The organism is Mesorhizobium sp. M0923 (assembly GCF_040319365.1).
Classification (GTDB): Bacteria; Pseudomonadota; Alphaproteobacteria; order Rhizobiales; family Rhizobiaceae; genus Mesorhizobium.
Genome location: NZ_JAMYNW010000003.1, coordinates 141,052 through 166,475, shown reverse-complemented (window position 1 = coordinate 166,475; position 25,424 = coordinate 141,052). Strand labels below are relative to the sequence as shown.

At 63.6% G+C, this 25,424-nt stretch carries 23 protein-coding genes and 1 riboswitch; of the genes, 11 read left to right on the top strand and 12 right to left on the bottom strand.

Annotated features, from left to right (window positions below; translation table 11 throughout):
- Positions 1 to 142 precede the first annotated feature (142 nt).
- Positions 143 to 1,741, top strand: coding sequence for a phosphoglycerate dehydrogenase (gene serA / locus NKH89_RS06845; protein WP_352480909.1), 1,599 nt, complete (start codon positions 143 to 145; stop codon positions 1,739 to 1,741).
- An 84-nt stretch (positions 1,742 to 1,825) separates the two neighbouring features.
- On the opposite strand, the gene NKH89_RS06840 is transcribed toward serA, so the two are convergent.
- A complete protein-coding gene (locus NKH89_RS06840) occupies positions 1,826 to 2,728 on the bottom strand; it encodes a DMT family transporter (RefSeq protein WP_352480908.1) in 903 nt (300 codons plus the stop codon).
- A 216-nt stretch (positions 2,729 to 2,944) separates the two neighbouring features.
- Between NKH89_RS06840 and NKH89_RS06835 the strand changes: the two genes are divergently transcribed.
- Complete coding sequence (locus NKH89_RS06835) at positions 2,945 to 4,243, top strand: adenylosuccinate synthase (RefSeq protein WP_023680654.1); 1,299 nt, start codon at positions 2,945 to 2,947, stop codon at positions 4,241 to 4,243.
- A 74-nt stretch (positions 4,244 to 4,317) separates the two neighbouring features.
- Complete coding sequence (locus tag NKH89_RS06830) at positions 4,318 to 6,024, top strand: hypothetical protein (RefSeq protein WP_352494167.1); 1,707 nt, start codon at positions 4,318 to 4,320, stop codon at positions 6,022 to 6,024.
- A gap of 31 nt (positions 6,025 to 6,055) precedes the next feature.
- Here the strand turns inward: NKH89_RS06830 and NKH89_RS06825 are convergent, their stop codons facing one another.
- The 4 genes from NKH89_RS06825 to NKH89_RS06810 are packed head-to-tail and all read right to left on the bottom strand — an operon-like array spanning position 6,056 to position 9,121.
- The gene (locus NKH89_RS06825) at positions 6,056 to 6,355 is read right to left on the bottom strand and encodes a CcdB family protein (protein WP_352480906.1); all 300 of its coding nucleotides are present in this window, start codon (positions 6,353 to 6,355) and stop codon (positions 6,056 to 6,058) included.
- Entirely contained in the window at positions 6,355 to 6,597 is a 243-nt protein-coding gene (locus NKH89_RS06820; RefSeq protein WP_352480905.1) for a type II toxin-antitoxin system CcdA family antitoxin, read from the bottom strand. Before NKH89_RS06820 ends, NKH89_RS06825 begins: the two co-directional genes overlap by 1 nt.
- 57 nt (positions 6,598 to 6,654) lie before the next feature.
- Positions 6,655 to 8,475 (bottom strand): ABC-F family ATP-binding cassette domain-containing protein, encoded by a 1,821-nt coding sequence (locus tag NKH89_RS06815; RefSeq protein WP_352640150.1) that lies wholly within the window; start codon positions 8,473 to 8,475, stop codon positions 6,655 to 6,657.
- Between the two features lies 1 nt (position 8,476).
- Positions 8,477 to 9,121 (bottom strand): thiamine diphosphokinase, encoded by a 645-nt coding sequence (locus NKH89_RS06810; RefSeq protein WP_023721026.1) that lies wholly within the window; start codon positions 9,119 to 9,121, stop codon positions 8,477 to 8,479.
- A gap of 127 nt (positions 9,122 to 9,248) precedes the next feature.
- Positions 9,249 to 9,363: riboswitch (TPP riboswitch) on the top strand.
- 43 nt (positions 9,364 to 9,406) lie between these two features.
- On the opposite strand from NKH89_RS06810, the gene thiB reads away from it, so the two are divergent.
- The 5 genes from thiB (at position 9,407) to NKH89_RS06785 (ending at position 15,032) form a co-directional block, all read left to right on the top strand.
- Complete coding sequence (gene thiB / locus NKH89_RS06805; RefSeq protein WP_352640151.1) at positions 9,407 to 10,420, top strand: thiamine ABC transporter substrate binding subunit; 1,014 nt, start codon at positions 9,407 to 9,409, stop codon at positions 10,418 to 10,420.
- Positions 10,421 to 10,653: 233 nt separating this feature from the next.
- Entirely contained in the window at positions 10,654 to 12,273 is a 1,620-nt protein-coding gene (gene thiP, locus NKH89_RS06800) for a thiamine/thiamine pyrophosphate ABC transporter permease (protein WP_352480902.1), read from the top strand.
- On the top strand, positions 12,270 to 13,061 hold the full coding sequence (gene thiQ, locus NKH89_RS06795; protein WP_023721024.1) for a thiamine ABC transporter ATP-binding protein: 792 nt from the start codon (positions 12,270 to 12,272) through the stop codon (positions 13,059 to 13,061). The genes thiP and thiQ overlap by 4 nt, the downstream gene beginning before the upstream one ends.
- A 243-nt stretch (positions 13,062 to 13,304) precedes the next feature.
- Positions 13,305 to 14,774 carry a M48 family metalloprotease gene (locus NKH89_RS06790; protein ID WP_023721023.1) on the top strand — a complete coding sequence of 490 codons (1,470 nt, stop codon included), beginning with the start codon at positions 13,305 to 13,307 and terminating at the stop codon, positions 14,772 to 14,774.
- Positions 14,775 to 14,846: 72 nt separating this feature from the next.
- Positions 14,847 to 15,032 (top strand): hypothetical protein, encoded by a 186-nt coding sequence (locus tag NKH89_RS06785; RefSeq protein ID WP_352480900.1) that lies wholly within the window; start codon positions 14,847 to 14,849, stop codon positions 15,030 to 15,032.
- On the opposite strand, the gene NKH89_RS06780 is transcribed toward NKH89_RS06785, so the two are convergent.
- Positions 15,029 to 15,886, bottom strand: a complete 858-nt coding sequence (locus tag NKH89_RS06780; RefSeq protein ID WP_031194549.1) for an RNA polymerase factor sigma-32 — start codon at positions 15,884 to 15,886, stop codon at positions 15,029 to 15,031. The two genes, NKH89_RS06785 and NKH89_RS06780, sit on opposite strands and share 4 nt — an antisense overlap.
- Positions 15,887 to 16,214: 328 nt before the next feature.
- Between NKH89_RS06780 and NKH89_RS06775 the strand changes: the two genes are divergently transcribed.
- The 3 genes from NKH89_RS06775 to NKH89_RS06765 all read left to right on the top strand — a co-directional run bounded on the left by NKH89_RS06775 (position 16,215) and on the right by NKH89_RS06765 (position 18,560).
- On the top strand, positions 16,215 to 16,988 hold the full coding sequence (locus NKH89_RS06775) for an amino acid ABC transporter substrate-binding protein (RefSeq protein WP_023721021.1): 774 nt from the start codon (positions 16,215 to 16,217) through the stop codon (positions 16,986 to 16,988).
- Positions 16,989 to 17,109: 121 nt separating this feature from the next.
- Entirely contained in the window at positions 17,110 to 17,790 is a 681-nt protein-coding gene (locus NKH89_RS06770) for an ABC transporter permease subunit (protein WP_023721020.1), read from the top strand.
- Positions 17,787 to 18,560 carry an amino acid ABC transporter ATP-binding protein gene (locus NKH89_RS06765; protein ID WP_352588268.1) on the top strand — a complete coding sequence of 258 codons (774 nt, stop codon included), beginning with the start codon at positions 17,787 to 17,789 and terminating at the stop codon, positions 18,558 to 18,560. Before NKH89_RS06770 ends, NKH89_RS06765 begins: the two co-directional genes overlap by 4 nt.
- 74 nt (positions 18,561 to 18,634) lie before the next feature.
- On the opposite strand, the gene NKH89_RS06760 is transcribed toward NKH89_RS06765, so the two are convergent.
- The 6 genes from NKH89_RS06760 to phbB form a co-directional block, all read right to left on the bottom strand.
- A complete protein-coding gene (locus tag NKH89_RS06760) occupies positions 18,635 to 19,216 on the bottom strand; it encodes a CarD family transcriptional regulator (protein ID WP_006327799.1) in 582 nt (193 codons plus the stop codon).
- Between the two features lie 367 nt (positions 19,217 to 19,583).
- Positions 19,584 to 19,922, bottom strand: a complete 339-nt coding sequence (gene fdxA, locus NKH89_RS06755; protein WP_023721018.1) for a ferredoxin FdxA — start codon at positions 19,920 to 19,922, stop codon at positions 19,584 to 19,586.
- A gap of 148 nt (positions 19,923 to 20,070) precedes the next feature.
- Positions 20,071 to 20,457: an RNA-binding S4 domain-containing protein gene (locus NKH89_RS06750; protein WP_023721017.1), complete on the bottom strand. Its 387-nt coding sequence runs from the start codon at positions 20,455 to 20,457 to the stop codon at positions 20,071 to 20,073.
- Between the two features lie 12 nt (positions 20,458 to 20,469).
- Positions 20,470 to 23,886 carry a helicase-related protein gene (locus NKH89_RS06745; RefSeq protein ID WP_352908525.1) on the bottom strand — a complete coding sequence of 1,139 codons (3,417 nt, stop codon included), beginning with the start codon at positions 23,884 to 23,886 and terminating at the stop codon, positions 20,470 to 20,472.
- Between the two features lie 398 nt (positions 23,887 to 24,284).
- Complete coding sequence (locus tag NKH89_RS06740; RefSeq protein ID WP_352480898.1) at positions 24,285 to 24,584, bottom strand: hypothetical protein; 300 nt, start codon at positions 24,582 to 24,584, stop codon at positions 24,285 to 24,287.
- A gap of 32 nt (positions 24,585 to 24,616) precedes the next feature.
- The gene (gene phbB, locus NKH89_RS06735; RefSeq protein ID WP_023721015.1) at positions 24,617 to 25,342 is read right to left on the bottom strand and encodes an acetoacetyl-CoA reductase; all 726 of its coding nucleotides are present in this window, start codon (positions 25,340 to 25,342) and stop codon (positions 24,617 to 24,619) included.
- Positions 25,343 to 25,424 lie beyond the last annotated feature (82 nt).

Sequence of the window (25,424 nt, the reverse complement as noted above, 5' to 3'; positions counted from 1 at the left end):
CGCCTCCACCCGCTCAACGACACGAGCTCAACGATCCACCATCCAGAAAGATTCGGCCGCATCCGGCCGCACCGACCCCACCCCGGCGCTTCGCGCCGACCCTCCCCTCAAGGAGGGACGCCAATCGCAAAGGACCAAGCCAATGCCTCGCGTTCTCGTCTCGGATAAACTTTCCACCACCGCCGTGCAGATCTTCAGGGATCGCGGCATCGACGTCGACTATTTGCCGGATCTCGGCAAGGATAAGGAAAAACTGCTCGAGGTGATCGACCAGTATGATGGGCTGGCCATCCGCTCGGCGACAAAGGTCACGGAGAAGCTGATCAACGCCGCGACCAGGCTGAAGGTCGTGGGCCGCGCCGGCATCGGCGTCGACAATGTCGACATCCCGGCGGCGAGCCGCAAGGGCATCATCGTGATGAACACGCCCTTCGGCAATTCGATCACCACTGCCGAGCATGCGATCGCCATGATCTTCGCGCTGGCCCGCCAGATACCGGAGGCCAACGCCTCGACCCATGCCGGCAAATGGGAAAAGAACCGCTTCATGGGTGTCGAGATCACCGGCAAGACGCTGGGCATCATCGGCTGCGGCAATATTGGCTCGATCGTCGCTACGCGCGGCGTCGGCCTGAAGATGCATGTCATCGCCTTCGATCCGTTCCTGTCGGACAGCCGCGCCGAGGAGCTCGGCGTCGAAAAGGTCGAGCTCGACGAGCTGTTCGCCCGCGCCGACTTCATCACGCTGCACACACCGCTCACCGACAAGACGCGCAACATCATCGATGCCGCGGCGATCGCCAAAATGAAGACCGGTGTGCGCATCATCAATTGCGCGCGTGGCGGGCTGGTCGTCGAGGCCGACCTGATCGCGGCACTGAAAAGCGGCAAGGTGGCAGGCGCCGGCATCGACGTGTTCGAGGTCGAACCGGCGGAGTATAATGAACTGTTCGGCATGGAGAATGTCGTGGCGACGCCGCATCTCGGCGCGTCGACCACCGAAGCGCAGGAGAATGTCGCCCTTCATGTCGCCGAGCAGATGTCCGACTATCTGATCAAGGGCGCCGTTTCCAACGCCATCAACATGCCGTCGATCACCGCCGAAGAGGCGCCGCGGCTGAAACCTTTCGTCAAGCTTGCCGAAGTGCTCGGCGCCTTTGTCGGCCAGGTCACCGAGGATCCAATCAAGGAGGTCGAGATACTGTTCGACGGCTCGACCGCGACGATGAACACGCGCGCGCTGATCAGCGCCACCCTTGCCGGGCTGATCCGGCCGCAGGTCTCCGACGTCAACATGGTGTCGGCGCCGATCATGGTGAAGGAGCGCGGCATCATCGTCGCCGAGGTCAAGCGCGACAAATCCGGCGTGTTCGACGGCTATATCAAGCTCACGGTCAAGACCGAGCATAGGACACGCTCGATCGCCGGCACCTGCTTCTCGGATGGCAAACCGCGCTTCATCCAGATCAAGGGCATCAATCTCGACGCCGAGGTCGGCCAGCACATGCTCTACACGACGAATGCCGATGCGCCTGGGATCATCGGCCTGCTCGGCACGGTCTGCGGCGAGAACGGCGTCAACATCGCCAATTTCCAGCTCGGCCGCAACCGGCCGGGCGGCGATGCCATCGCATTGCTCTATCTCGATGCGCCGTTCCCGGAAAAGGTGTTGGCGCAGGTGCGCTCGCACAAGTCGATCGACTCCGCCAAGCGGCTGCACTTCGACGTCGGCGTGGCCTGAAATTCGGTCACCCCGTGTGCAGCAGCACGCGGGGCGCTTCCACGGTCGTTGATGGACCGCAGTCAAACGTCGCGGCAAGCGACTTCATTCAGCGGCGGATATCGCCGTCTTCCGTCCGCTGTATTCGGCGAGGCTGATGCCGCTGAGCACCAGCGCGAGTGCCAGCGCCTGATAGAGCTGGAATGTCTCGCCGACGATCAGCACCGACAGCAGCGTACCGAAGATCGGCACCAGATTGATGAACAGGCCGGCCCTGTTGGCGCCGATCAGCTCGTTGCCCCTGATATAGAAGATCTGCGAAATGACCGAGGCACCGATGGCGGTATAGAACGCGACCGCCCAGCCGCGGGCATCGGGGACGATGACCTTGCCGGCGGCAATCTCCCACAGGAAGAAAGGCAGCGATGTGATGAGTGCGGCAACCGACAGCGCCAGCATCAGGCTCTGCCAGCGGATGGCCGGCTTCAGCCGCAACCCGACCGAATAGAAGGAGTAGCAAAGCACGGCGATCAGCATGATGGCGTCGCCGAAGTTGAGATCCAGCCTGAGAAGCTGGCGTGGATCGCCATGGCTCGCCGTCACCGCGACGCCGGCGATGGTCAGCACGACGCCGATGATCTGCACGCCGTTGACGCGCAGGCGAAAGAACACGAAATTGGCGATGATGATGACGATCGGGATCGCCGCCTGCTCGATCGAGACGTTGATTGCCGTGGTGTAGTTAAGCGCCGTGTAGAAGATCGTGTTGAAGAAGGCGAAGCCGCAAGCGCCGAGCCCGCCAAGCAGCAACCAGTGCCTGCGCACCACCGACCAGTCTTGGCGCAGCGTTGCCCAGCCGATCGGCAGCAAGATCAGAACCGCCAGCAGCCAACGCAGGAAGACAAGTGTCATCGGCGAGATATGACCGACCGCCAGCTTCCCCGCCACGGAGTTGCCGCCCCACAGCAAGGTGGTGAACAGCAGGAACAGATAGGCGGCTCGATGCATCGTGAAGTCCCGGCCAGGCGGAGAGAAATGCGCGGTCGATGCGGGCCTATTGCGGCAGCTCGCGCAAGTAAATGATGTCAAAGGCGAAAATTGTTGTGCCTCGGAGCGTTTTGGGCGGCAAAGAATGGTCGCGCTCGCCCGGTCTTGACGCTATAGAGGCCTGTCGTTTCGAACCGTTTCAAGCTGCCTGGCGCGGCATCTCAAGGGAAAAGAAGCATGGCCAATGTGGTGGTCGTCGGCTCGCAATGGGGCGATGAGGGCAAAGGCAAGATCGTCGACTGGTTGTCCGAGCGCGCCGACGTTGTCGTGCGCTTCCAGGGCGGCCACAATGCCGGCCATACGCTGGTCGTCGATGGCAAGGTCTACAAGCTGTCGCTGCTGCCGTCCGGCGTGGTGCGGCAAGGCAAGCTGTCGATCATCGGCAATGGCGTCGTCTTCGATCCGCACGCTTTCGTCGCGGAGGTGGCGAAATTGAAGGCGCAGGGCGTCGAGGTGACGCCGGACCGCCTGAAAATAGCCGAAAACACCGCGCTTATCCTGTCGCTGCACCGGGAGCTGGACGGATTTCGCGAGGACGCCGCTTCCAATTCCGGAACGAAGATTGGCACGACCCGTCGCGGCATCGGTCCGGCCTACGAAGACAAGGTGGGCCGACGCGCGGTCAGGGTGATGGATTTGGCGGATTTGGAAACGCTGCCCTTGAAGGTCGACAGGCTGCTGACGCACCACAATGCGCTGCGCCGTGGGCTCGGCCATGCCGAGGTCACGCATGAGGCGATCATGAGCGAGCTGATCTCGGTCGCCGACGAGATTCTGCCCTATATGGACCGGGTCTGGAAAATCCTCGATGACAAGCGCCGCGCCGGCGAGCGCATCCTGTTCGAAGGCGCGCAAGGCACGCTGCTCGACATCGACCATGGCACCTATCCGTTCGTTACCTCCTCCAATACGGTTGCCGGCCAGGCCGCCGCTGGATCCGGCGTCGGCCCGGGCGCCATCGGCTATGTGCTCGGCATCACCAAGGCCTACACGACGCGCGTTGGCGAAGGCCCGTTTCCAACCGAACAGAAGAACGAGATCGGCGAGTTCCTGGGCACGCGCGGCCATGAATTCGGCGTCGTCACCGGCCGCAAGCGCCGCTGCGGCTGGTTCGATGCCGTGCTGGTCCGCCAGGCTGTCGCCGTCAACGGCATCAAGGGCATTGCGCTGACCAAGCTCGATGTGCTCGATGGGCTGGACGAGATCAAGGTCTGCACCGGCTACCGCCTCGACGGCGAGGCGATCGATTACCTGCCGGCCAGCCAGGGCGCGCAGGCGCGCGTCGAACCGGTCTACGAGACGCTGGAGGGGTGGAAAGGCACCACCGCCGGCGCGCGCAGCTGGAACGACCTGCCGGCCCAGGCGGTGAAGTACGTCCGCTACATCGAAGAGCTGATCGGCGCGCCGGTCGCACTCCTTTCCACCAGCCCTGAACGGGACGACACGATACTTGTGACCGATCCGTTTCAAGACTAGTTTCTCAGCCTTTCCGGGCATTGCGGCTGATTTGCGGGGGCCGGCCCAGAAACAAAATGCAGGTCGACTGAAGCATGGTAGATTTTGTTTCTGTTCTGAAAAAGACGCTCGACAATCTCGGCGAGCCGTCGGCGGAGGTGCGCGCCAGGGTCTACGACAAGGCCCGTTCGACGATTGCAAAGAAGATTGCCGAACGCGATCCACCGCTTGCGCCGTCGGACGTCGCCAGGCAGAAGCGTGCACTCGAAGATGCCATCGCAAGCATTGAGCGAGAGTATGGCAAACCGGCGCCGGCATCCGATCCGCTGGCGGAGCTGGAGGACATCTTCTCCTCCATCGACCGCAACAAGAACCAGCCCAGCCATGTCCGCCAGCCGGCCAAAACCGAGCCGGCCAAGACCGAGCCGGCAAAGACCGGGCCGGCACAGACTGGGCCGGCATGGCAGCCCACGCCCGCCAAGCCGGCGTCGAACTGGCAAAAGCCGCAGCCCGTCGCTCTTTCTCAGGAGCGCGCTGGTCCGCCGCCGTCCGACATGGATCTTCCGACAGCCGATGACCAAGACGGGGTTTTTCGGGGCGATGACTTTTCCAACGACGGCGACCCCGCGGAGGACAGGTTCCAGCGGCTCCATCCTGCCGAGCGCAGGCGCAGCTATGGCGGTGTGATTGCCGCTGCCGTCGCCTTGCTGGTCATTGCCGGTGGCGGTTACGGCATGTGGCTGAACAAGGATGCGTTCGGCAGCATGCTCGGCCTCGACGGGACCAAAACCGTCGCCACCGAACCGCTGGTAAAGCCAGCCCCGGCCAAGCCGGTGGCCGATGCGGCCGTCCCGGCCGCCGCGCCTCCGACGGAGGCCGGCGAAGGCGCGAAGTTCACGCAGCGCCTGACGCCCGAAGGCCACGAGGTCGATCCCGGCCCCGCGGCCGGGCAGGCGGGCATCGGCGAAGGCGAATCCGTCGCCGCGCTGACCACGCCGCCGTCGGCCGCACAAACGCCGACCAGCCCGGTACCCGCCGCGCCGGCACCGGCCGCGCCCGCAGACGCGCAAGCCACGGCCAATGCTCCAGCAGTCGACGGGTCCGCTGCACCAACTCCCGCAACGCCGCCCGCCAACGGGGCGGCAGCGCCGGCCGATGCTGCAGCTGTCCCGCCAGCGCCTGCAGCGGCCGCCACACCGCCCGTGGCGGCAGCGGCACCGACGGTAGTTCCGCCGGAAGCCGCGCTGGCCGTCGGCCAGAAAGCGATCTTCTACGAGGAGCGCACCAGCACCGCTCAAGGCTCGGCCGAGCCCGGCAATATCGTCTGGTCACTGGTGCAGGAATCGCCCGGCGGCGACCTGCCGCCCGAGCCGGCGATCCGCGCCGAGGCGACCATTCCAGGCAAGGATATCCAGTTGCGCATGACGATCCGTCGCAACACCGACCAGACACTGCCGGCCAGCCATATCATCGAGATGATCTTCCTGACGCCTGACGGCTTCGAGGGCGGCGGCGTCGACAACATCCTGCGTGTCGCCATGAAGGGCTCCGAGCAGGATGCCGGCAGCCCGCTGATCGGCATCCCGGCCAAGATCGCCGACGGTTTCTTCCTGGTTGCGCTCAACGATACCAAGGCAGATGAAGACGCCAATCTGACCTTGCTCAGGGGCCAGGACTGGATCGACGTGCCGGTCGTCTACAAGACCGGGCGGCGGGCGCTGCTCACGATGGAAAAGGGCATTCCGGGCGAGAAGGTGTTCGACGAGGCGCTGAAGGCCTGGCAAACCAAGACGGCGGGTTGAGGCCGGCTCACCAGCCCAACCCCTCTTTGGCTCAGAAGCCTTGGAACAACATGTCGATTGCGCTCACGATGTCGTCGTGATGGCGAGAAAGATTTCCTTCGGCAATGGGCAATTCAGATGTCATCAAGGCTGACATGAATTGAGTGACCATGACATGGTCCTTACCGTTGATGGTGAAGATAGGATTTAGCCGGCGGCCCGGCACTGGAGCCTTATTGGCTGGCATCAGCGGGACGACTACCTTGGTGTCGAGCCGTCCCAGAAGGTCGGACTGGAGATCGAGAAGATAACCGTCGCCTTCGGCAGTCTGGTAGAAATCATAACGCGCCATCAAAACAGCCGGTGCTTGGCCAGAGGCAAGCCGTTGCGCCTGACATAGTCATTGGAACTCTCGATCGCTTCCTTGTTTTCCTCCTGCCATCGCCGGGTTTTTTCGGCCGAAATCGCCTTGGCGATACCCTCTTCTGCAGCGCGGGATATATTGATGCCCAACGCCTTGGCGTCCTCGATCAATCCGGAGTCGATCGATGTATTAACCGACTTTCTTTGGGTTTTTGGATTCGATCGAGGCATGGAGCCGCTCCCATTTATGCGCATAATGTAGGCGCATATGAGCGTGCATTCAACCTCTCACCCCTCCATCTCTTCGCGCAGCATCTCGAGTTCCAGCCATTCCTCTTCGAGCGCTTCCAGCGTGGCGCGCTCCTTGTCGAGCGCGGCAATCGTCTTCTGGAACGACGCCGGGTCGCGCTCATAATAGGCCGGATCGGCGATGTTGTTCTCCAGCCGCGAGATCGAGGCCGACACCGCCTCGATCTTCTTGGGTAAGGTTTCCAGCGCGAATTTCTGCTTGAACGACAGTTTCTTGGCCAGGCCCCTGCTAGCGGCCGCTTCGCTCCTGCTTGCCGCCGTCGCCTCGCCGGTCTCTGCCTTCGGCCGCGCCTTGCGGTCGTCCAGCCTGGTGCCGCCGCGCTGCGCCAGCATATCGGAATAGCCGCCGGCATATTCGATCCAGCGGCCGTCGCCATCCGGCGCGATGATGCTGGTCACCGTGCGGTCGAGGAAATCGCGATCGTGGCTGACCAGGATCACCGTGCCGGCAAAGCCGGCGACCAGTTCCTGCAGCAGCTCCAGCGTCTCCATGTCGAGATCGTTGGTCGGCTCGTCGAGCACAAGCAGGTTTGCCGGCCGCGCCAAAACGCGGGCGAGGATCAGCCGTGCCCGCTCGCCGCCCGAAAGCTCGCGCACCGGCGTGCGCGCCTGTTCCGGCTTGAACAGGAAGTCCTTCATGTAGGACACGACGTGGCGCTGCTCGCCATTGATGACAAGGTTCTCGCCGCGTCCGTCGGTGAGATACTGCGCCAGTGTCTCCTGCGGATCGACGGCCTCGCGCTTCTGGTCGAGCGTGGCGATCTCCAGGTTGGTGCCGAGCCGCACCGTGCCTGCGTCCGGCTTCAATTCGCCGGTCAGCATCTTCAATAGCGTCGTCTTGCCGGCGCCGTTCGGCCCGACCAGACCGACGCGATCGCCGCGCTGGATGCGTGTCGAGAATCCCTTGACCAGGGTCAGATCGCCAAAGCTCTTCTCGATGTTCTTGGCCTCAATCACCAGCTTGCCGGATTCGGCGGCGTCGCTGGCTGTCATCGTCGCCGCACCCTCGGCGCCACGATGACCGCGAAAGCGCTGGCGCATGGTCTGCAACTCACCGAGCCGGCGCATGTTGCGCTTGCGCCTTGCCGTCACGCCATAGCGCAGCCAGTGCTCCTCGCGCACGATCTGGCGGCCGAGCTTGTGCTGCTCGCGCTCTTCCTCCTCCAACACCGTGTCGCGCCATTCCTCGAAATAGGCAAAGCCCTTATCGAGACGGCGGGTCTGGCCGCGGTCGAGCCAAATTGTGGCGCGTGACACGCGTTCGAGAAAACGGCGGTCATGCGAGATGACGACCAGGGCCGAGGAGGTGCGGGCAAGCTCCTCCTCCAGCCATTCGATAACCGAAAGGTCAAGATGATTGGTCGGTTCATCGAGGAGAAGAATGTCGGGCTCGGGCGCCATGACGCGGGCGAGTGCCGCGCGCCGCGCCTCGCCCCCGGAGAGGTCGTTCGGCCGTTCCTCGCCGGTCAGGCCGAGATGCTCCATCAGATAGGTGGCGCGGTAGGGATCATCGGCGGGCCCGAGCCCCACCTCGACATAGGCGCGAACGGTCGCAAAACCGTCCATGTCGGGCATTTGCGGCAAATAGCGCACCGTCGCCGAAGGCTGGCGGAAGACTTCGCCGTCCTGCGGTTCGATCAGCCCGGCAGCGATCTTGAGGAGCGTCGACTTGCCAGAGCCGTTGCGCCCGACCAGGGCGATCTTGTCGCCAGCTGACGCCGTCAGGGCGGCACCGTCGAGCAGCGGCGCGCCGCCAAAGGTCAGCTTTATCCCGTCGAGATTGAGAAGCGGCGGCGCCATGTCAGCTTTCAGGTAGGGGAAAAGGATGCGCGAGCAGCAGCGCGCGGCCGCTGGCCAGCGCGATTTCCAGCCGGCCCTTGACCTCGTTGGAAATGGTCAGCGACGAGCCGAAGGCAACCTCGACATGGGCGAGCGGCCATTTGGCGCCGGTGACTGTCAGGCCGGCGAGATCCGAAAAGCCGAGCACCGAAAACAGCGTACCGTCGACATAATCGAAGCCAGTCTTTCCAGGCAGCAAAGGAATGCCTTCCTGTGCGCCGCTGGTCAAAAGCACTTCCGTTCCGCCTTCCGCCAGCCGGACGCTGAGCGCCAGATGCAGGAAGATGTGGTCGGTGCGTTTGCCGCCGAAGGCGCCTGCGAGCACAAGGCTGGTCGCACCGCGTTCGAGCGCGGCGGCGATAGCGAGTTCACCGTCGGTCTTGTCCTTTTCGGCGGGAAACACCTGCCGTGGCACGGCGGCCAGATCCTCCGGCAAATCGGCAGGCACGGAATCGAAATCGCCGACCCAGAGTTCCGGCATCAGGCCCAGCATAAGGGCATGGCCGATACCGGCATCGGCAGCGATGACGCGGGAGCCTTCGACCTGGCGGTCGAGCAGCGGCGTGCGGATGAGATCGCCGCCAAGCAGGATGGTGAATGTGCTCATATCTCGTGGCCCTTACCAGCCCTGCCCCGGAAACGGAAGATGAAACGGCAGATGAAACAGGACGCCGCGCTTTGGATGCCCGGCAAACTTCCGCTTGCGCAGCACTTCGGCCGGGCCTATGTGTCGAAACGCTCTAACGGGGTGCCGGACGCGATCTTCGCGGACCGGCTGAGAGGCAAGACTGCCAACCCGCTGAACCTGATCCGGTTTGTACCGGCGGAGGGATTAGACGTTTCGGACAGCCCGACGCCTCAATTCCTTTCAACGCGAACGAAGGAGGCGCCGATGCGCAGTTTTTTCCACTCTCTTGCCTCGATTATCCTGCTTGCGGCATCCGTGCTTGCCCTACCGGGGCAGGCATCGGCACAGGATAAGCTGACCGTCTATACCTATGAAAGCTTCACCGCCGATTGGGGTCCGGGACCGGCGGTGAAGAAGGCCTTCGAGGCCGAGTGCACCTGCGTCGTCGAATTCGTCTCGGTCGCCGACGGCGTGGCACTGCTCAACCGTGTGAAGCTGGAAGGGGCCGCGACCAAGGCCGATATCGTGCTTGGCCTCGATACCAATTTGACGGCGGACGCCAAGGCAACCGGCCTGTTTTCGCCGCATGGCGCCGTGACGGACGTCAGTGTGCCGGGTGGCTGGAGCGACGATATCTTCGTGCCGTTCGACTATGGCTATTTCGCTATCGTCTACGATAGCGAAAAACTGAAGAGCCCGCCGAAGAGCCTCAGGGAATTGGTCGAGGGCGATGCCGGCGACAAGATCGTCATCCAGGATCCGCGCACCTCGACGCCGGGCCTTGGCCTGCTGTTGTGGGTCAAGTCGGTCTATGGCGACAAGGCTCCGGAAGCCTGGGCCAAACTCAAGGCAAAGGTGCTGACGGTGACGCCGGGCTGGAGCGAGGCCTACGGCCTGTTCACCAAGGGTGAGGCGCCGATGGTGCTGTCCTATACCACTTCGCCAGCCTACCACATGGTTGCCGAAAACACCTCGCGCTACCAGGCGGCGTCCTTCGAGGAAGGCGAATATCTGCAGATCGAGGTCGCTGGGATCACCACCAAGGGCGCGAAGAACCCGCTGGCGGAAAAGTTCATCGCCTTCATGACCGGGCCGAAATTCCAGGATCTCATTCCCGAAACCAACTGGATGTTCCCGGCCGGCAAGACCGACAAGCCGCTCAATCCGGCGTTCGACAAGCTCGTCAAACCGACCAAAACCTTGCTGTTCAGCTCGGAAGAGGTCGCCGCAAATCGCAAGGCCTGGGTCGACGAGTGGCTGGCGGTGATGAGCAAGTAGCTCGGATTGAAAGATGATCGCCCTACGGCGCCCCCCTCTGTCCTGCCGGACATCTCCCCTACAAGGAGGGAGATTGGCCGTCATGCCGGCTTTCGCCAATCTCCGACATTGCCGGAATGAGCGGAGCGCTGAACCTGCCAATCTCTCCCCATGTGGGGGAGATGTCCGGCAGGACAGAGGGGCGCGCGAAGGAACGCAATCCTCGCTAAGAATCTCGAATCTGGTGGTCTAGCGTGCAACGCGCGCCATCATCGGATACCCGCGTCGCTGCCGGTATCGTCGCGCTCGCCGCCATCGCGCTGCTGATCGGCGGGGCATTCGCCGGGCTCGTCGTCGAAGCCATGCGCGACCTGTCGGGCGCCGCCTCCGCCTTTGATTCCTATCTCCTCCGTGTTGCCCGCTTCACGCTCTGGCAGGCTCTGTTGTCGACCCTGCTCTCCGTCGCACCGGCGCTGTTCGTCGCGCGCGCGCTGTCGCGGCATCCACAGTTTTTCGGGCGAGGCTTTGTCCTGCAGCTTTTCGCCGTGCCGCTGGCGCTGCCGGCCATTGTTGCCGCACTCGGTGTCTTGGCACTCTATGGCCGCGCCGGGTATTTCGCCGGCTTGCTCGGTGCGATTGGCGGCCAGAACTGGCCCGGCATCTATGGCCTATCGGGTATTCTCGTCGCCCACGTCTTTTTCAACCTGCCGCTGGCAACGCGACTGTTCCTGGAAGCGTTGCAGACGGTGCCGGCTAACCAATGGCGGCTGGCGAGCCAGCTTGGCATGGGTGCTGCGCCGGCCTTCCGGCTGATCGAATGGCCGGCGTTGCGTGCGGCCCTGCCGGGCGTTGCCGGGCTCGTTTTCATGCTGTGCATCACCTCCTTCACCATCGTGCTTACGCTCGGCGGCGGGCCGCGCGCGACGACGCTGGAGGTTGCCATATACCAGGCGCTGCGTTTCGACTTCGACCCGGCGCGGGCGGTGACGCTGACCTTGTTGCAGATTGCCCTGACCTTCGTCGTCGTGCTGGCACTAACGCGGCTTGGCGCCAATATGACCGGCGACGCCAATCTGCCGGTAGCCCCGCGCCGGTATTTTTCAGCCGGTGCGGCCGAGACCGTGCTGAACGCACTGGTGATCGGGCTGGCACTGCTGTTTGTCGCCGGACCGATGGCGGCTACGCTGTCGGCCGGGCTTGGCGCCGATCTCGGCCGCCTGGCCGGCGAGAGCGCGGTGCGGCAAGCGACGGCGACCAGTGCCGTGCTCTCCCTCCTGTCGGCGCTGCTCTCCTTGGCGTTGTCGCTGTCGCTGGTTATGGCGCGCCGGGCGCTGGCGCTCACCCGGCGGACCGGCAGGCGGACGCTGCTCGAACACCTGGCCGACACCGGTGCGGGGTTCGTCCTGGTGGTGCCGCCCATCGTCATCGGTGCCGGCTGGTTCCTGCTCCTGCGCAGCGTCAGCGATGTCTTTGCGATCGCCCCTGTCATGGTGGTTGTGGTCAATGCGGTGATGGCGATGCCGTTCGCCATCCGCGCCATCCGCCCCGCCTATGACGCGGCGAGCGAACGCCACGAACGGCTCTGTGCACAGCTTGGCATCTCGGGCTGGAACCGGTTGCGTCTGGTCGACTGGCCGTCGCTGCGGCGGCCGCTCGCCACCGGCTTCGCCTTCGCCATGGCGCTGTCGCTCGGTGATCTCGGCGTCATTGCGCTGTTCGGCAGCGATTCCGTGCAGACATTGCCCTATCTGTTGCTGGCGCGCATGGGCAGCTACCGCACCGAGGATGCGGCCGGCCTGGCGCTGCTGCTCGGCCTTGTCTGCCTGGCGCTTGTGCTGACCGCGGACTGGCTGGGAAGGAGGGAGAAATCATGATGCCGATCAGCCCGGAACGGTCGATTTCGGTCGAAAAAGGCGCGGCCGTGCGGCTCGATAATGTCTCGTTCAGCTATGGTGAAACGCCGCTTATATTCGATGTCGATTTCCCGGCGTCGGAAATCACCGCCATCATGGGGCCGAGCGGTTCGGGAAAGTCGACGCTGCTCAATCTGGTGGCCGGTTTCGAGGCGCCGCGGTCAGGCCGCGTGCTCATCGGCGGCGCCGACGTCAGCACTGCGCCGCCATCAGCGCGGCCGGTATCGATGGTGTTCCAGGAAAACAACCTGTTTGCCCATCTGTCCCTCGAGCAGAATGTCGGGCTCGGCCGCTCGCCTTCGCTCATGCTGAGCGAGGCTGACCGCGCCGCAATCGCCGCAGCGCTGAAGCGCGTCGGCCTTGCCGGCAAGGAAAGCCGGCTGCCGCGCGAACTCTCCGGCGGTGAGCGGCAGCGCGTCGCGCTCGCTCGGGTCCTGGTGCGCGACCGGCCGGTGTTGTTGCTCGACGAGCCGTTCGCTTCGCTCGGACCGGCACTGCGCGACGACATGCTCGACCTGGTCGCCGACGTCCATTCGGAGCAGCGCATGACGGTGCTATTCGTCACGCACCAGCCGGACGATGCGCGCCGTATCGGGCAAAACATGGTTTTCCTGGATGGTGGCACGGTTGCCGCGACGGGCACTGCGGCCGATTTTTTCGTCGGGGCTGGACCGGAGGCATTCCGACGCTATATCGGCTCGGGTCCGTTTGCGGCTGGATCACGAGATGTTGCCCGGAAGCGGACATAATTTATGGTCAAACCGGCGGAAGGCGAAGCGGCGCTTGCTTGCCATGGTCGAGGTAGTGTGGCTAGGTCCGCCAGGAGCTGGTCCGGCTTAGACCGTGATTTGCCCTTGCTGCCTCGTATCTGTCGGACGCCGTAGCACTTGATTTTGCGCGTGATGCTTTCCGGAAATCGCGCCCGATTTTCGCGGTCACGTGCCAGGACTTGAAAGGAAGCCGATCTGCCGACCGGCATCGACAATCGGAGGGTGAAACCGCTGGCGCGCTTTCTGGCGCTGGCCGGTCTTGCCGTGGCGCTGGCAAGCTGCCAGATGTTCACGCCTCCCGACGTGCAGGAATCAGGCTTTCAGCCCTCAGACAAGCCGATCACGGTCGACAACGTCGCCGCCAACGGCAAGCTCGCCCAACTGGCGAAGGCGCAGCACCCGCGCATCCTCGCCACCTATGGCGGAGAATATTCCGACCCCAAGCTCGAGCGCATGGTGGCCAAGATCGTCGGCAGACTGACCGTAGTGTCGGCCAACCCGACCCAGACCTACCGCATCACCATCCTCAACTCGCCCAACGTCAATGCCTTCGCGCTGCCGGGCGGCTATCTCTACATCACCCGGGGCCTGCTTGCCTTGGCCAACGATTCAGCCGAGCTTGCCGCCGTCATTGCGCATGAAATGGGCCATGTTACGGCCAATCACGGCCTGCAGCGCCAGCAGCTGGAAGCCGAAGAGGGGTTGGCGACCAAGGTCGTTTCGGATGTGCTCGGCGACAACCCGACGGCCAAGGCGGCGCTGATCCGCGGCAAGCTGAGGCTGGCCCAGTTCTCGCGCAATCAGGAGCTGGAGGCCGACGCCATCGGCATCAAATCGATCGGCGAAGCCGGTTTCGATCCCTACGCTGCCGGCCGCTTCTTGCAGTCGATGTCGGCCTATACCGATTTCCGCTCGATCAGCGGCGCCACCGACGCCAGCCTCGACTTCCTGGCGACGCACCCCAACACGCCGCAGCGTATCGACCTCGCGCAGCGCCACGCCCGCCAGTTCGGCGCGCCCGGTGTCGGGTCGCGCGATCGCGATTCATTCCTTTCCGGCGTAGACGGGCTGCTTTACGGCGACACACCGGAGGAAGGCTATGTGCGCGGCGAAACTTTCCTGCATCCTGGCCTCGGCGTGTCGTTCTCGGTGCCCAACGGCTTCATCATCGACAATTCGGCAGCGGCGGTGACGGCGACAGGCCCGGGCGACATCGCGATCCGCTTCGACGGCGTTTCGATCGACAAGGGCCGCTCGCTGACCGACTACATCCGCAGCGGCTGGGTTGCCGGCCTCGACGACAGCAGCGTGCGCCAGGAAACGATCAACGGCAACGAAGCGGCAACCGCGCATGCCGGCGCCGATGGCTGGCAATTCGATATTGCGGTGATCCGCGCCGGCGGCCAGGTCTACCGCTTGCTGACCGCGGCGCCTTCGGCCAGCACCTCGCTGAGCACGGTGGCGCGCTCGGTCAGCGGCTCGTTCCGCATCCTGAGTGCTGCCGAGAAGGCGGCGTTGAAGCCGCTGCGTATCCGCATCGTCACGGTGCAGCCCGGCCAGACAATGGGCTCCCTGGCCGCACAGATGGTCGGCGTCGACCGCAAGCTGGATTTGTTCAGGGTGCTCAACGCGCTGTCGCCGGGCGCCGCCGTTTCGGCCGGCGACAAGGTCAAGATCGTCACCGACAAGTAATCGCGACGCTGCTTGTGTAAGGGCCAGAGCCTGAATACCGTGGCAAGCTGCGCGCCATGCAACGAGGCGGTTTTGTACACTTTCTTCAATTTCATGATGAAAACGCTGGTCGCTAAAGCGGAGCGCAGCAGGTTTCCAAGGTTCTTTGTGGTGGTCTGCTACCTGCTTTCGATTTCACTGGCGGTAGGCCTGACATATGTCAAACAGCATCAACCGGGCAGCGGGCAAGAAATAATCAGCCAGGACGTGGCACGTTAGGCTGCGAGAAATTCCGGGTTCTGCTTCACCAAAGCTGCCTTGAGCTTTTCCATGGCGCGCGCCTCGATCTGCCGGACACGTTCCTTGGAGATGCCGAGCGTCTCGCCGAGCGCTTCGAGCGTCGCGCCCTCGTCGCTCAGCCGGCGCTCCTCGATAATCCTGAGTTCTCGCGCATTGAGCGCGCCGAGCGCCGTCTTCAGCCAGACAGAGCGGCGTTCGACATCGATCGTGTCGCCGACGACCTCGTCGGGCAGCGGGTCATCCGAAACCAGGAACTCCATCCGCTCGGTTGCGCCCGCATCGTCGGCAAGCGGCGTGTTGAGCGAGCTGTCGGGTGCCGAAAGGCGGGAATCCATCATCGCCACATCGGCCTCGGAAACGCCGAGAGCCGCCGACACTTCGCGGTAAAGCGTGGCATTCGACGTCTGCTCGGCGCCGTTTGCCAGGCGGGCGCGCAGGCGCCGCAGGTTGAAGAACAGCGCCTTTTGCGCGGAGCTGGTGCCGCCGCGCACGATCGACCAGTTGCGCAGGATATAATCCTGCATCGAGGCGCGGATCCACCATGTCGCATAGGTCGAGAACCGCACCTCGCGCTCGGGCTCGAAACGGGCCGCGGCCTCCAGCAGCCCGACATGGCCTTCCTGGATCAGGTCGCCCAGGGGAAGGCCGTAGTGGCGGAACCGCGACGCCATGGAAATAACCAGCCGCATATGGGCGACGGTGATGCGGTGCAGCGCGTGCTGGTCATTGTTCTCCTTCCAGCGCAGCGCCAGGAGATGCTCTTCGTCGCGCTCCAGGTAAGGGGCTTTCATCGCCGCGCGAACCATGGTCCGTCCTGCACTGTCTTGCATCATGCCGCGCTCCTGCTTCAGGCGTTGCGGTGCGATCGCTGAATCGTGAGTTGGCGCCGATGGTTGAAATGGCGGCGCCGCGCCCTACAACAGCCAAGAACGTGCGATGCGGGGGAATGTTCCCCCGGACTGTCATGCCGATTGCGCTGTTCCAGGCGATTCGCCATCGGCCTTGACTCAGCCGGGTGCCGCCGGGAGGTGTTGGTTGAGAATGGGATTTCAAGGGCGCGAGATTTTTGAAATTTAGTTTCTTATTTTGGCATCGCGCATCTGTCATTTTCCGGCACTCGCAACGACGCCGGACATCGGCCAAGGACGGGATCACAGAAAAATGAAATGGCTCAAATCGCTCATTATCGCCGGAACGCTGCAGGTTCTGGCAATCGCCGCCGGTCATGCCGGCGCCAATCTCGACCAGATCAAGCAGTCCGGCGTCTTCAAGGTCGGCACGGAAGGAACCTATGCGCCCTTCACCTATCATGATGCTTCCGGCGCGCTGGTCGGCTTCGACGTCGAGATCGCCCGGGCCATCGCCGAGCGCCTCGGCGTCAAAGCCCAGTTCCTCGAAGGCAAATGGGACGGGCTGATCGCCGGTCTCGACGCCAACCGCTACGATGCCGTCATCAACGAGGTCGGCATCACCGAGGCGCGCAAGGCCAAATATGATTTCTCCGATCCTTACATCGCCTCCAAGGCGGTGCTGATCGTGCGCGGCGACAACACCGACATCAAGGGTTTCGCCGATCTCAAGGGCAAGAAGGCGGCGCAGTCGCTGACCTCGAATTTCGGCAAGCTGGCTGAAACCAATGGCGCCGAGCTCGTCGGCACCGACGGCTTCGACCAGTCGATCCAGCTTCTTCTCACCGGCCGCGCCGACGCCACCATCAACGACAGCCTGTCCTTCCTCGACTTCAAGAAGCACAAGCCCGACGCCAATGTGAAGATTGCCGCGCAGGAAGAAAACGCCGACTATTCCGGCGTCATCGTGCGCAAGGGCGATCCGGAACTGGTGGCCGCCATCAATAAGGCGCTGGCCGACATCAAGGCCGACGGTACCTACCAGAAAATCGCCGATACCTATTTCGGCCAGGACGTTTCGAAGTAAACGGCTTTTCTCGCGTGGGCCGAATGCCGGCCCGCGTCGTTCATGTCGCGGCGAGCTGTCTTTGACGGCCCGCCGCTTTCGCGTGATATGAGCGACGGCAATCTGGCAAGGAGGAGGCTTCGTGCCGCACTGGCTGCAATTGATGCTGGAATCCCTGCCTACGCTGCTGTGGGCTGCACTGATCTTCACCGTGCCGTTGACGCTGCTGTCGTTTGCATTCGGTCTTGTCCTCGGTCTGGTCGTGGCGCTTGTCCGGCTGTTCGGTCCCAAACCGCTGGTCGCCGTGGTCCGGTTCTACGTCTGGATCTTCCGCGGCACGCCGCTTCTCGTGCAACTGTTCCTTATCTTCTACGGCCTGCCATCGGTCGGCATCCTGCTCGACGCCTTTCCGGCAGCACTGATCGGCTTTACCTTGAACATCGGCGCATATTCGTCGGAAATCATCCGCGCCGTCATTGGTTCGGTGCCGAAGGGCCAGTGGGAAGCGGCCTATTCGATCGGCATGACCTGGGCCCAGGCAATGCGGCGCACCATTCTTCCACAGGCGGGGCGCGTCGCCGTGCCGCCGCTGTCCAACACCTTCATCTCGCTGGTCAAGGATACATCGCTCGCCGCCGCCATTACCGTGCCCGAGATGTTCCAGGCGGCGCAGCGCATTGTCGCCACCACCTATGAGCCGCTGATCCTCTATGTCGAGGCAGCGGCTCTGTACCTGGTCATGAGCTCCGTGCTGTCGGCCTTGCAGGCCCGATTGGAAACGCGGCTTAACCGCTATGGTGGCTTCCTGGAGGCGCGTGCATGATCGGCCTCACCAACATCGAAAAGCGTTTCGGCGACAATTTGGTGCTGAAGGGTGTGACCGTCACTATCGAGGAAGGCAGTGTCACCGCGCTTGTCGGGCCATCGGGCGGCGGGAAAAGTACGCTTTTGCGCTGCATCAACCTGCTCGAACTGCCGACTTCAGGCACGGTGCGGATCGGCGACGATGCACTCGAATTCCACCCCGGCGGCAGGGTCTCGACCAGGGATATCCAGCGGCTGCGGCTGCAGACCGGCATGGTGTTCCAGAATTTCCAGCTGTTTCCGCATCGCACCGCGATCGAGAACATCATGGAGGGGCTGGTGACGGTGCTTAAATGGCCCAAGGAAAGGGCGCGCGAACGGGCGCTCGCCCTGCTCGAAAAGGTCGGCATGGCGCACAAGGCCGACGCCTGGCCGGCGACGCTGTCAGGCGGCCAGCAGCAGCGCGTGGCGATTGCCCGGGCGCTGGCGCCGTCGCCGAAAGTGCTGCTCTGCGACGAACCGACCTCGGCACTCGATCCGGAACTGGCGCAAGAGGTGGTCGACGTGCTCGGCAAGCTCGCCAGCGAGGGCACGACCATGGTGATGGCGACGCATGATCTGAGGCTCGCCTCCAAGATCGCGCGGGAAGTGGTGTTCCTCGATGCCGGCAACATCGTCGAACAAGGGCCGGCCGCGGTGCTGTTCAGCAACCCGGAGCGCCAGCGGACCAAGCGGTTCATCGCCACGCTGAAGCAGGAGGCGGAAAGGGAGGGCGGTGTCGAAGGTTAGATATGCATTCGCCGATCCCAAAAATAAAAACCCGGCGCGAGGCCGGGCTTTTCTGAATTCGAAGGCGAAAAGGCTCAGGCGGCCTCTTCCTGCTCGGCTTCCTCGTTGTCGGCCTTGGCGCCGCGCTTCGGGCCCTTGTTGAGGTTCACCTCGATAAGGCGCACCGCTTCGGTCTCCGACATGCGGTTGACGGCCGCGATCTCGCGGGCCATGCGGTCGAGGGCCGCCTCGTAGAGCTGGCGCTCGGAATAGGACTGCTCCGGCTGGTTGTCAGCGCGATAGAGGTCGCGCACCACTTCCGAGATCGAGATCAGATCGCCGGAGTTGATCTTGGCATCATATTCCTGGGCGCGGCGCGACCACATGGTGCGCTTGACGCGGGCCCGGCCCTGCACGACCTTCAGCGCGCGCTCGACATAATCCTCTTCCGACAGCTTGCGCATGCCGATCGAGGTCGCCTTGGCGACTGGCACCTTCAGGCGCATCTTGTCCTTCTGGAAGTCGATGACGAACAGTTCCAGCTTGTGGCCCGCGACTTCCTGCTCATCGATCGAGACGATCTGGCCGACACCATGCGCCGGATAGACGATGTACTCGCCGGTCTTGAAACCGTGGCGCGCTGCGGTGGACTTCTTCTGCGGGGTGATCGTTGCCATTACGCCCTGAACTCCTTGTTGTGGTACCGGCATCGTGCCGGCCCGAACTCGTGCGACCGGGGTGACCGGTCCTTAGCCACACAACGATGAACTCACCGGAAGGCCAGGACCGGCAAATCGCAACATTGCGACCGCCTGCCCCAGATCGCTCTGGTCCGGATTGAGAAATTCACCTTTCAGTGATTTGGGGCGTTTGCGCCATAAATCGACGTTGTGTCACCGGCATGTTGGGCTGATATAACACAAAAAGTCGGAAGAATCAAGGTTTTGCTGCACGCGCGAAGGCCATGCGCCATCGCCGCCTGTCAAGGCAGTTAATGTATCACGTCTGTTACGCCGCGTCAGGCTGCCGCAATCAGCGCTCTCGTTAATCGCCTTCGCCGGGCTCCGGGGAGAAATATTTCTCGAATTTGCCAGCTTCCCCGTCGAAGGATTTGGCGTCGGCCGGGGGCTCCTTCTTGGCGGTGATGTTGGGCCATTTATCGGCATATTCGGTGTTGATCTGCAGCCATTTGTCGAGGCCCGACTCGGTGTCGGGCTTGATCGCGTCGGCCGGGCATTCCGGTTCGCAGACGCCGCAGTCGATGCACTCGTCCGGGTGGATGACGAGCATGTTCTCACCTTCGTAGAAACAGTCGACCGGACAGACCTCGATGCAGTCCATGTATTTGCATTTTATGCAATTGTCGGTCACGACATAGGTCATTGGTCGGCTCCGGGACGTCCCATTTTGTTGGGCTTTTTTGGTGAGGTAACGCCTTTGTCCGCCGCTGGCAAGGGCAGCCCTTGCCAGCGGTGCCGGGGTTTCCGGAATGGAATTCCAGAGGCCCGGCAAAGCGGAAGTTCGACCTTGCTCAATCGTCGCCGAGCAGGTGGTCGGTCTGGCGGCGTTCCTTCTTCGTCGGGCGACCGCTGCCGGCCTCGCGCAACGGCGGCACCGCATCCGGAAGCGCCTCGCCCTTGGGCGCGGGGGGCGGCGACATGTCCTCGTAAAGCAGGCGGGCTTCTTCGGCCGGGCCGCGCCGTGCGCCGGTGCCAAGGACTTTCCAGACGAAGATCCGCCGCTCGAGCGTGATGGTCAAAACGTCACCCGGCCGGACCGTATCGGATGCCTGCGCTGCTTTGTCGCGATTGATGCGGACGCGTCCGGTGACGACCAGCTTGGCTGCCAGCGTGCGTGATTTTACCGCGCGCGAGAAGAACAGCCACTTGTCGATGCGCTGGCGGGCATCAGTGACCATCGGACGAACAGCTTACTTCTTCAGCTGGTCGCGCAACGCGGCGAGCTTGGCGAAGGGCGAGTCCGGATCGAAGCGGACCGGGCGTTCCTCACGCGGCTTTGGCTGGAAGGCGGGCTTTGCGCCTTGGGCGCCGCCTTTGCCGTCCTGCCGTCCAGCCTTCCAGTCGGGCCGGTTTTCGCGCCGGTCGAGGCGTTCGCCTTGCGGCTTGCCGGCGCGCTGCTCTGCCGCCTCGCCTTGCGGCTTGGGCTTGAACTTGCTGCGGTCGAAGCGTGGCTTGCCGGCGCCGTCGCGCTGATCGTGGCGCCCTTGACGGGCGGGCCGGTCGCCCGGCGTCGGTTGCCCGCCGGCATCTACCGGCGCATCGCTGCGGCCGTCCGGCGCAGCTTGACCATTGCGCGGGCGACTGTCCCGATGATTGTCCCGGGGGCGGTTGTCATGCTGGCGATGACGCGGGCGCTGGTCGAAACGACCCTGCCGCCACAACAGCACAGGTTTTGGCTCCTCGGCTTCTGGGGCAGCTTCGCCGGCGACGGCTTCCGCCGTTGCTGCAGGTTCGGCCGGCGATGCTTCCATAGTGTCGGAAACCGGCGGCTCTGCCGGTGCCGTAGCCTCAGTTTCCGCCCCAAGTTCCGTCCTTGGCTCAGCCGCTGGTTCTGCAGCCGCTTCGGCGGCGGGCTGGGTCTCTTGCGTGACTTCTGCCGCAGCTTCAGGGGCTGGAGCTTCCGGCTGGTCTTCCGCGACAGGCTCTGCCGCCGCTTCGGTCACGGCTTCGGCCGCCTCCGCAACAGGAGCCGCATCCGACACAGGCTCCGAAGCCTCCGCCGAAACCTCCGCCGGCGGCTCTGCCGCGGCAGCTGCTTCCGCCATCCTCGCCTGCTCGGCTCGCGTTGCCTCTTCCGCCGCCTGCTTTGCAGCGGCCGCTTCACGCGCGGCATTGTCCTGTGCTTCGAGCCGCGCCTTGACCTCGGCCGCCGGCTTGGCATCGGCGCGATAGCCGAGCCCCTTCAGGATTTCTTCCATGTCGTCGGCGGTGGCGCCGAGGATCGACATCATCGGCGGCGTCACCATGAAGGACTGACCGTCATAGGCGCCGTCGGGGCGAGGTCCGAGGCCCGGCTTCCAGTTGGTCGCCGGCCGGATCAGGTCGGCCAGCCGTTCGAGAATATCGACGCGTACAGCACGCCGGCCAAGATTGCGGTAGCCCGCCAGCTTGTAGAAAGTCTTGTCGAAGGTTGGATCGATGACCACCGAGGTGCGGCCGGAGGCCAGTGCGTGAACGACATCGCCGAAGCCGGGCTTGTCCTTGCCGTCGTTTCTCAGCGCCCACAGCAGCGTTATCAACCCGGCCGGCGCCGGCTTGATCAGCGCCGGCACGAAGACATGGTAGGCGCCGAAGCGCACGCCGAGACGGCGAAGCGCCGCGCGGCCCTCCTGGTCGAGCGACTTCATCTCGTCGGCGATGTCGCGACGGTTGATGAGGCCGAAATGCTCGACGAGCTGGAAAGCGATGCCGCGGCCGATGCCGGTGATCTGCTCGGCATTCTTGAGATCGACCAGCGGCTTCAGCAGGGATTCGATCTGGAAATTGACGAAGCGCTCGGCGCGCGCCGCAACCTTGTCGCGGGCCGGGCCGGTGAGTTGCTCGTCGGCGAGCAGAACGAGACGCGGCTTCAAAGCGTCTTCGCCAGCGACCAGCGTGCCGATCGGCGCGCCGATCCAGCGCAGCGTGCCATCCGAACCCAGCGCGATGTCGCCATTGGCCGAGGCGCCGAAGCGTTCGGCCCGCGCCTCGAACTCGGCGGCAAGCGCCTTCTGCGCCGCCGCCCGCACCGCCTTGGCGTCCTCGCCGCCGGCGCTCTGGTCGGCGGTGAAGCGGAAACCCTGCAACTCGCCGACGTGATGGCCTTCGACGAGGACGGTTCCGGTTGGGCTGATTTCGGCTTCAGGCATCGTGTTTTCTCTAAGGCGCCGCATGAGGACGGAAGTCCTGCGGTCTACAAAACGTTTCGTCAACCGCTCATGCAGCGCATCCGACAATCTGTCTTCGATTTCGCGCGTCTTTTCCTGCCAGTGTGCCCGATCGGCCAGCCAGCCGGGCCGGTTGGAAACGAAGGTCCATGTGCGGATCTGGGCAATCCTGTGCGATAGCGTGTCGATATCGCCTTCAGTGGTGTCGGCGCGGCGCACCTGCTCGGCCATGTAGTTCTCGTCGACATGGCCGTGCCTGGCAAGGTCCATGTAGATGGAGGCGATCAAGTCGGCGTGCTGGGCCGGCGCGATCTTCCTGTAGTCGGGCAGCGCGCAGGCTTCCCACAGCAGCGCCACCCGCCTGGCGTCGGTGGTGAGTGCCCGGATGTCCTCGTCGCGCGACAGATGCTCGAGCGCCTGCGCGTCCACGGCCGGCAGTGCGCGCGTCAGGCCTTCGACCGGGGCGTTGGTCTCGATCGAGCGCTTCAGCGCATCGAGGTTGGCGAAATCGAAATGCGCGGTACGCCACTGCAGCACTTTCACCGGATCGAAATCATGCGCCTCGATCTTCTTGACCAATTCCTCATCCAGCGGATCGACCTGGCCGGTGACGCCGAAGGTGCCGTCGCGCAGATGCCGGCCGGCACGGCCGGCAATCTGGCCGAGCTCGGCCGCGGTCAGGTTGCGGTACTGGTAGCCGTCGAATTTGCGATTCTGGGCGAAAGCGACGTGGTCGAGGTCGAGGTTGAGGCCCATGCCGATGGCGTCGGTGGCGACGAGGTAGTCGACATCGCCCGACTGGAACAGCGCCACCTGGGCGTTGCGGGTGCGCGGGCTGAGCGCGCCGAGCACGACGGCGGCACCGCCCTGCTGGCGGCGGATCAGCTCGGCGATGGCATAGACCTCGTCGGCCGAGAAGGCGACGATCGCGGTGCGCCGCGGCAGGCGGGTCGGCTTCTTCGAGCCGGCATAGGCAAGATGCGACAGCCGTGGCCGGGTCACCACCGACACGCCCCGCAGCAGGCGCTGCAGAATGCCGTGCATGGTGGCCGCACCCAGCAGCAGCGTCTCCTGGCGGCCGCGCAGATGCAGGATGCGATCGGTGAAGATGTGGCCGCGTTCGAGATCGCCAGCGAGCTGGACCTCGTCGATGGCAACGAAGGCGGCGTCGGTCTCGCGCGGCATCGCTTCCACCGTGCAGACCGAGTATTTCGCGCCCGCCGGCTGGATCTTTTCCTCGCCGGTGATGAGCGCAACCTTATGGGCGCCGACCTTCTCGCAGACGCGCGTATAGACCTCGCGGGCAAGCAGCCTGAGCGGTAGGCCGATGACGCCGCTCTCATGCGCCACCATGCGTTCGATGGCGAGATGGGTCTTGCCGGTATTGGTCGGGCCGAGCACGGCCGTCACGTCTCGACCCGACAGGATCAGCGGTTCAGTGTGTTTCGGATGGATGTTCATCGGCCTGGAAATAAGGCTCTCTGCCTCGCATTGTCGGGAGCGCGCCGATATTGGCCGCGTATGACAGGCGACACATAGGGATTTCGGGCGCGAAGCGAAAGCGGAATGTGCCGAGGGCAGGCTGATTGGTCGGTTCGAAGCCAGAAATCTGTTCCCGATTAACAGTTGGAACGAGTCTGGAACGAATCAGCGACGAATCACTGACTCGCGCTGATTCAGGTTTTGTTCACGGCTACATCTGGGATTTCTGCCGGCGAGTCTCACCACATGCTGAATCACAGAAACTGGCCCGATTCATGCAGGCGGCATTCAAACGAGCACCACCGTTAACCTTTGCCGGTGAATGATCGTGGCCGGCCAATCTGCTTCGCCCAACATTATGAAATTATTGATGTTTCCTAATGCGCTTTAATCATTTCGAGGGTGTTTTCGGCTCTCGCCGTTAACGTTCCGCTCAAAGCCGGAACGAATCGGCGACGAATCAGCGATAGGCAAAGTTTCTTGGTTTGTTCACCGCAACATGTTGTGTTGTGAACAGCTTTTCCACCGAGAATCCACAGGCTGCCGGGCAGTTTTTGCACAGGCTGCGCAGCGGCCGTTAACCTTTGCGTGCCGGATTGGGGCAGCGTGCTGAATCGAGATCTTGCAACGGGAAGACCGCTATAGAAACGGGCCGTTTTGCAGGCCCGTTCGTCCAAGCGCGTATCTATCTCAACGTAAAGATAAACGGTCAGGCGATGTACTGCCCGCCATTGGCTGATATGGTCGAGCCGGTGATGAACCCGGCATCGTCGGAAGCGAGGAAGACGACGCAGCGCGCGATCTCCTCCGGCTCGCCGAGACGGCCGACCGGGATCTGCGGAAGGACACGCTCGTTGAGCACCTTCTCGTCCATCGCTTTGACCATCTCGGTGGCGATGTAGCCGGGGCAGATGACGTTGACGGTGATGCCGGCGCGCGCGCCTTCCTGGGCCAACGCCTTGGTGAAGCCGATATCGCCGGCCTTCGAGGCCGAATAATTGACCTGGCCGACCTGCCCTTTCTGGCCATTGATCGAGGAGATGGTGATGACGCGGCCGAATTTGCGGTCGCGCATGCCGCCCCACAACGGATGCGTCATGTTGAAGACGCCGGAAAGGTTGGTGTCGAGGACCTCTTTCCATTGCTCGCGCGTCATCTTGTGGAACATCGCGTCGCGCGTGATGCCTGCATTGTTGACCAGCACCGATACGGGACCGAGATCGGCCTCTACCTGTTTGATGCCGGCAGCGCAGGCCTCGTAGTCGGCAACCGACCATTTGTAGACCGGGATGCCGGTCGCTGCCTTGAACTTTGCTGCCGCTTCCTCATTGCCGGCGTAGTTTGCGGCAACCGAATAGCCGGCGCTTTTCAAGGCGACCGATATCGCCGCGCCGATGCCGCGCGACCCGCCTGTGACGATTGCAACCTTTGTCATGTGTCCTCCCGGGAAATGCAGATGACTGAGCGTTGAAGCGGTAGGTTTTGCCCTCTATTCCCTACTCGCTTTGCGCCAGTAT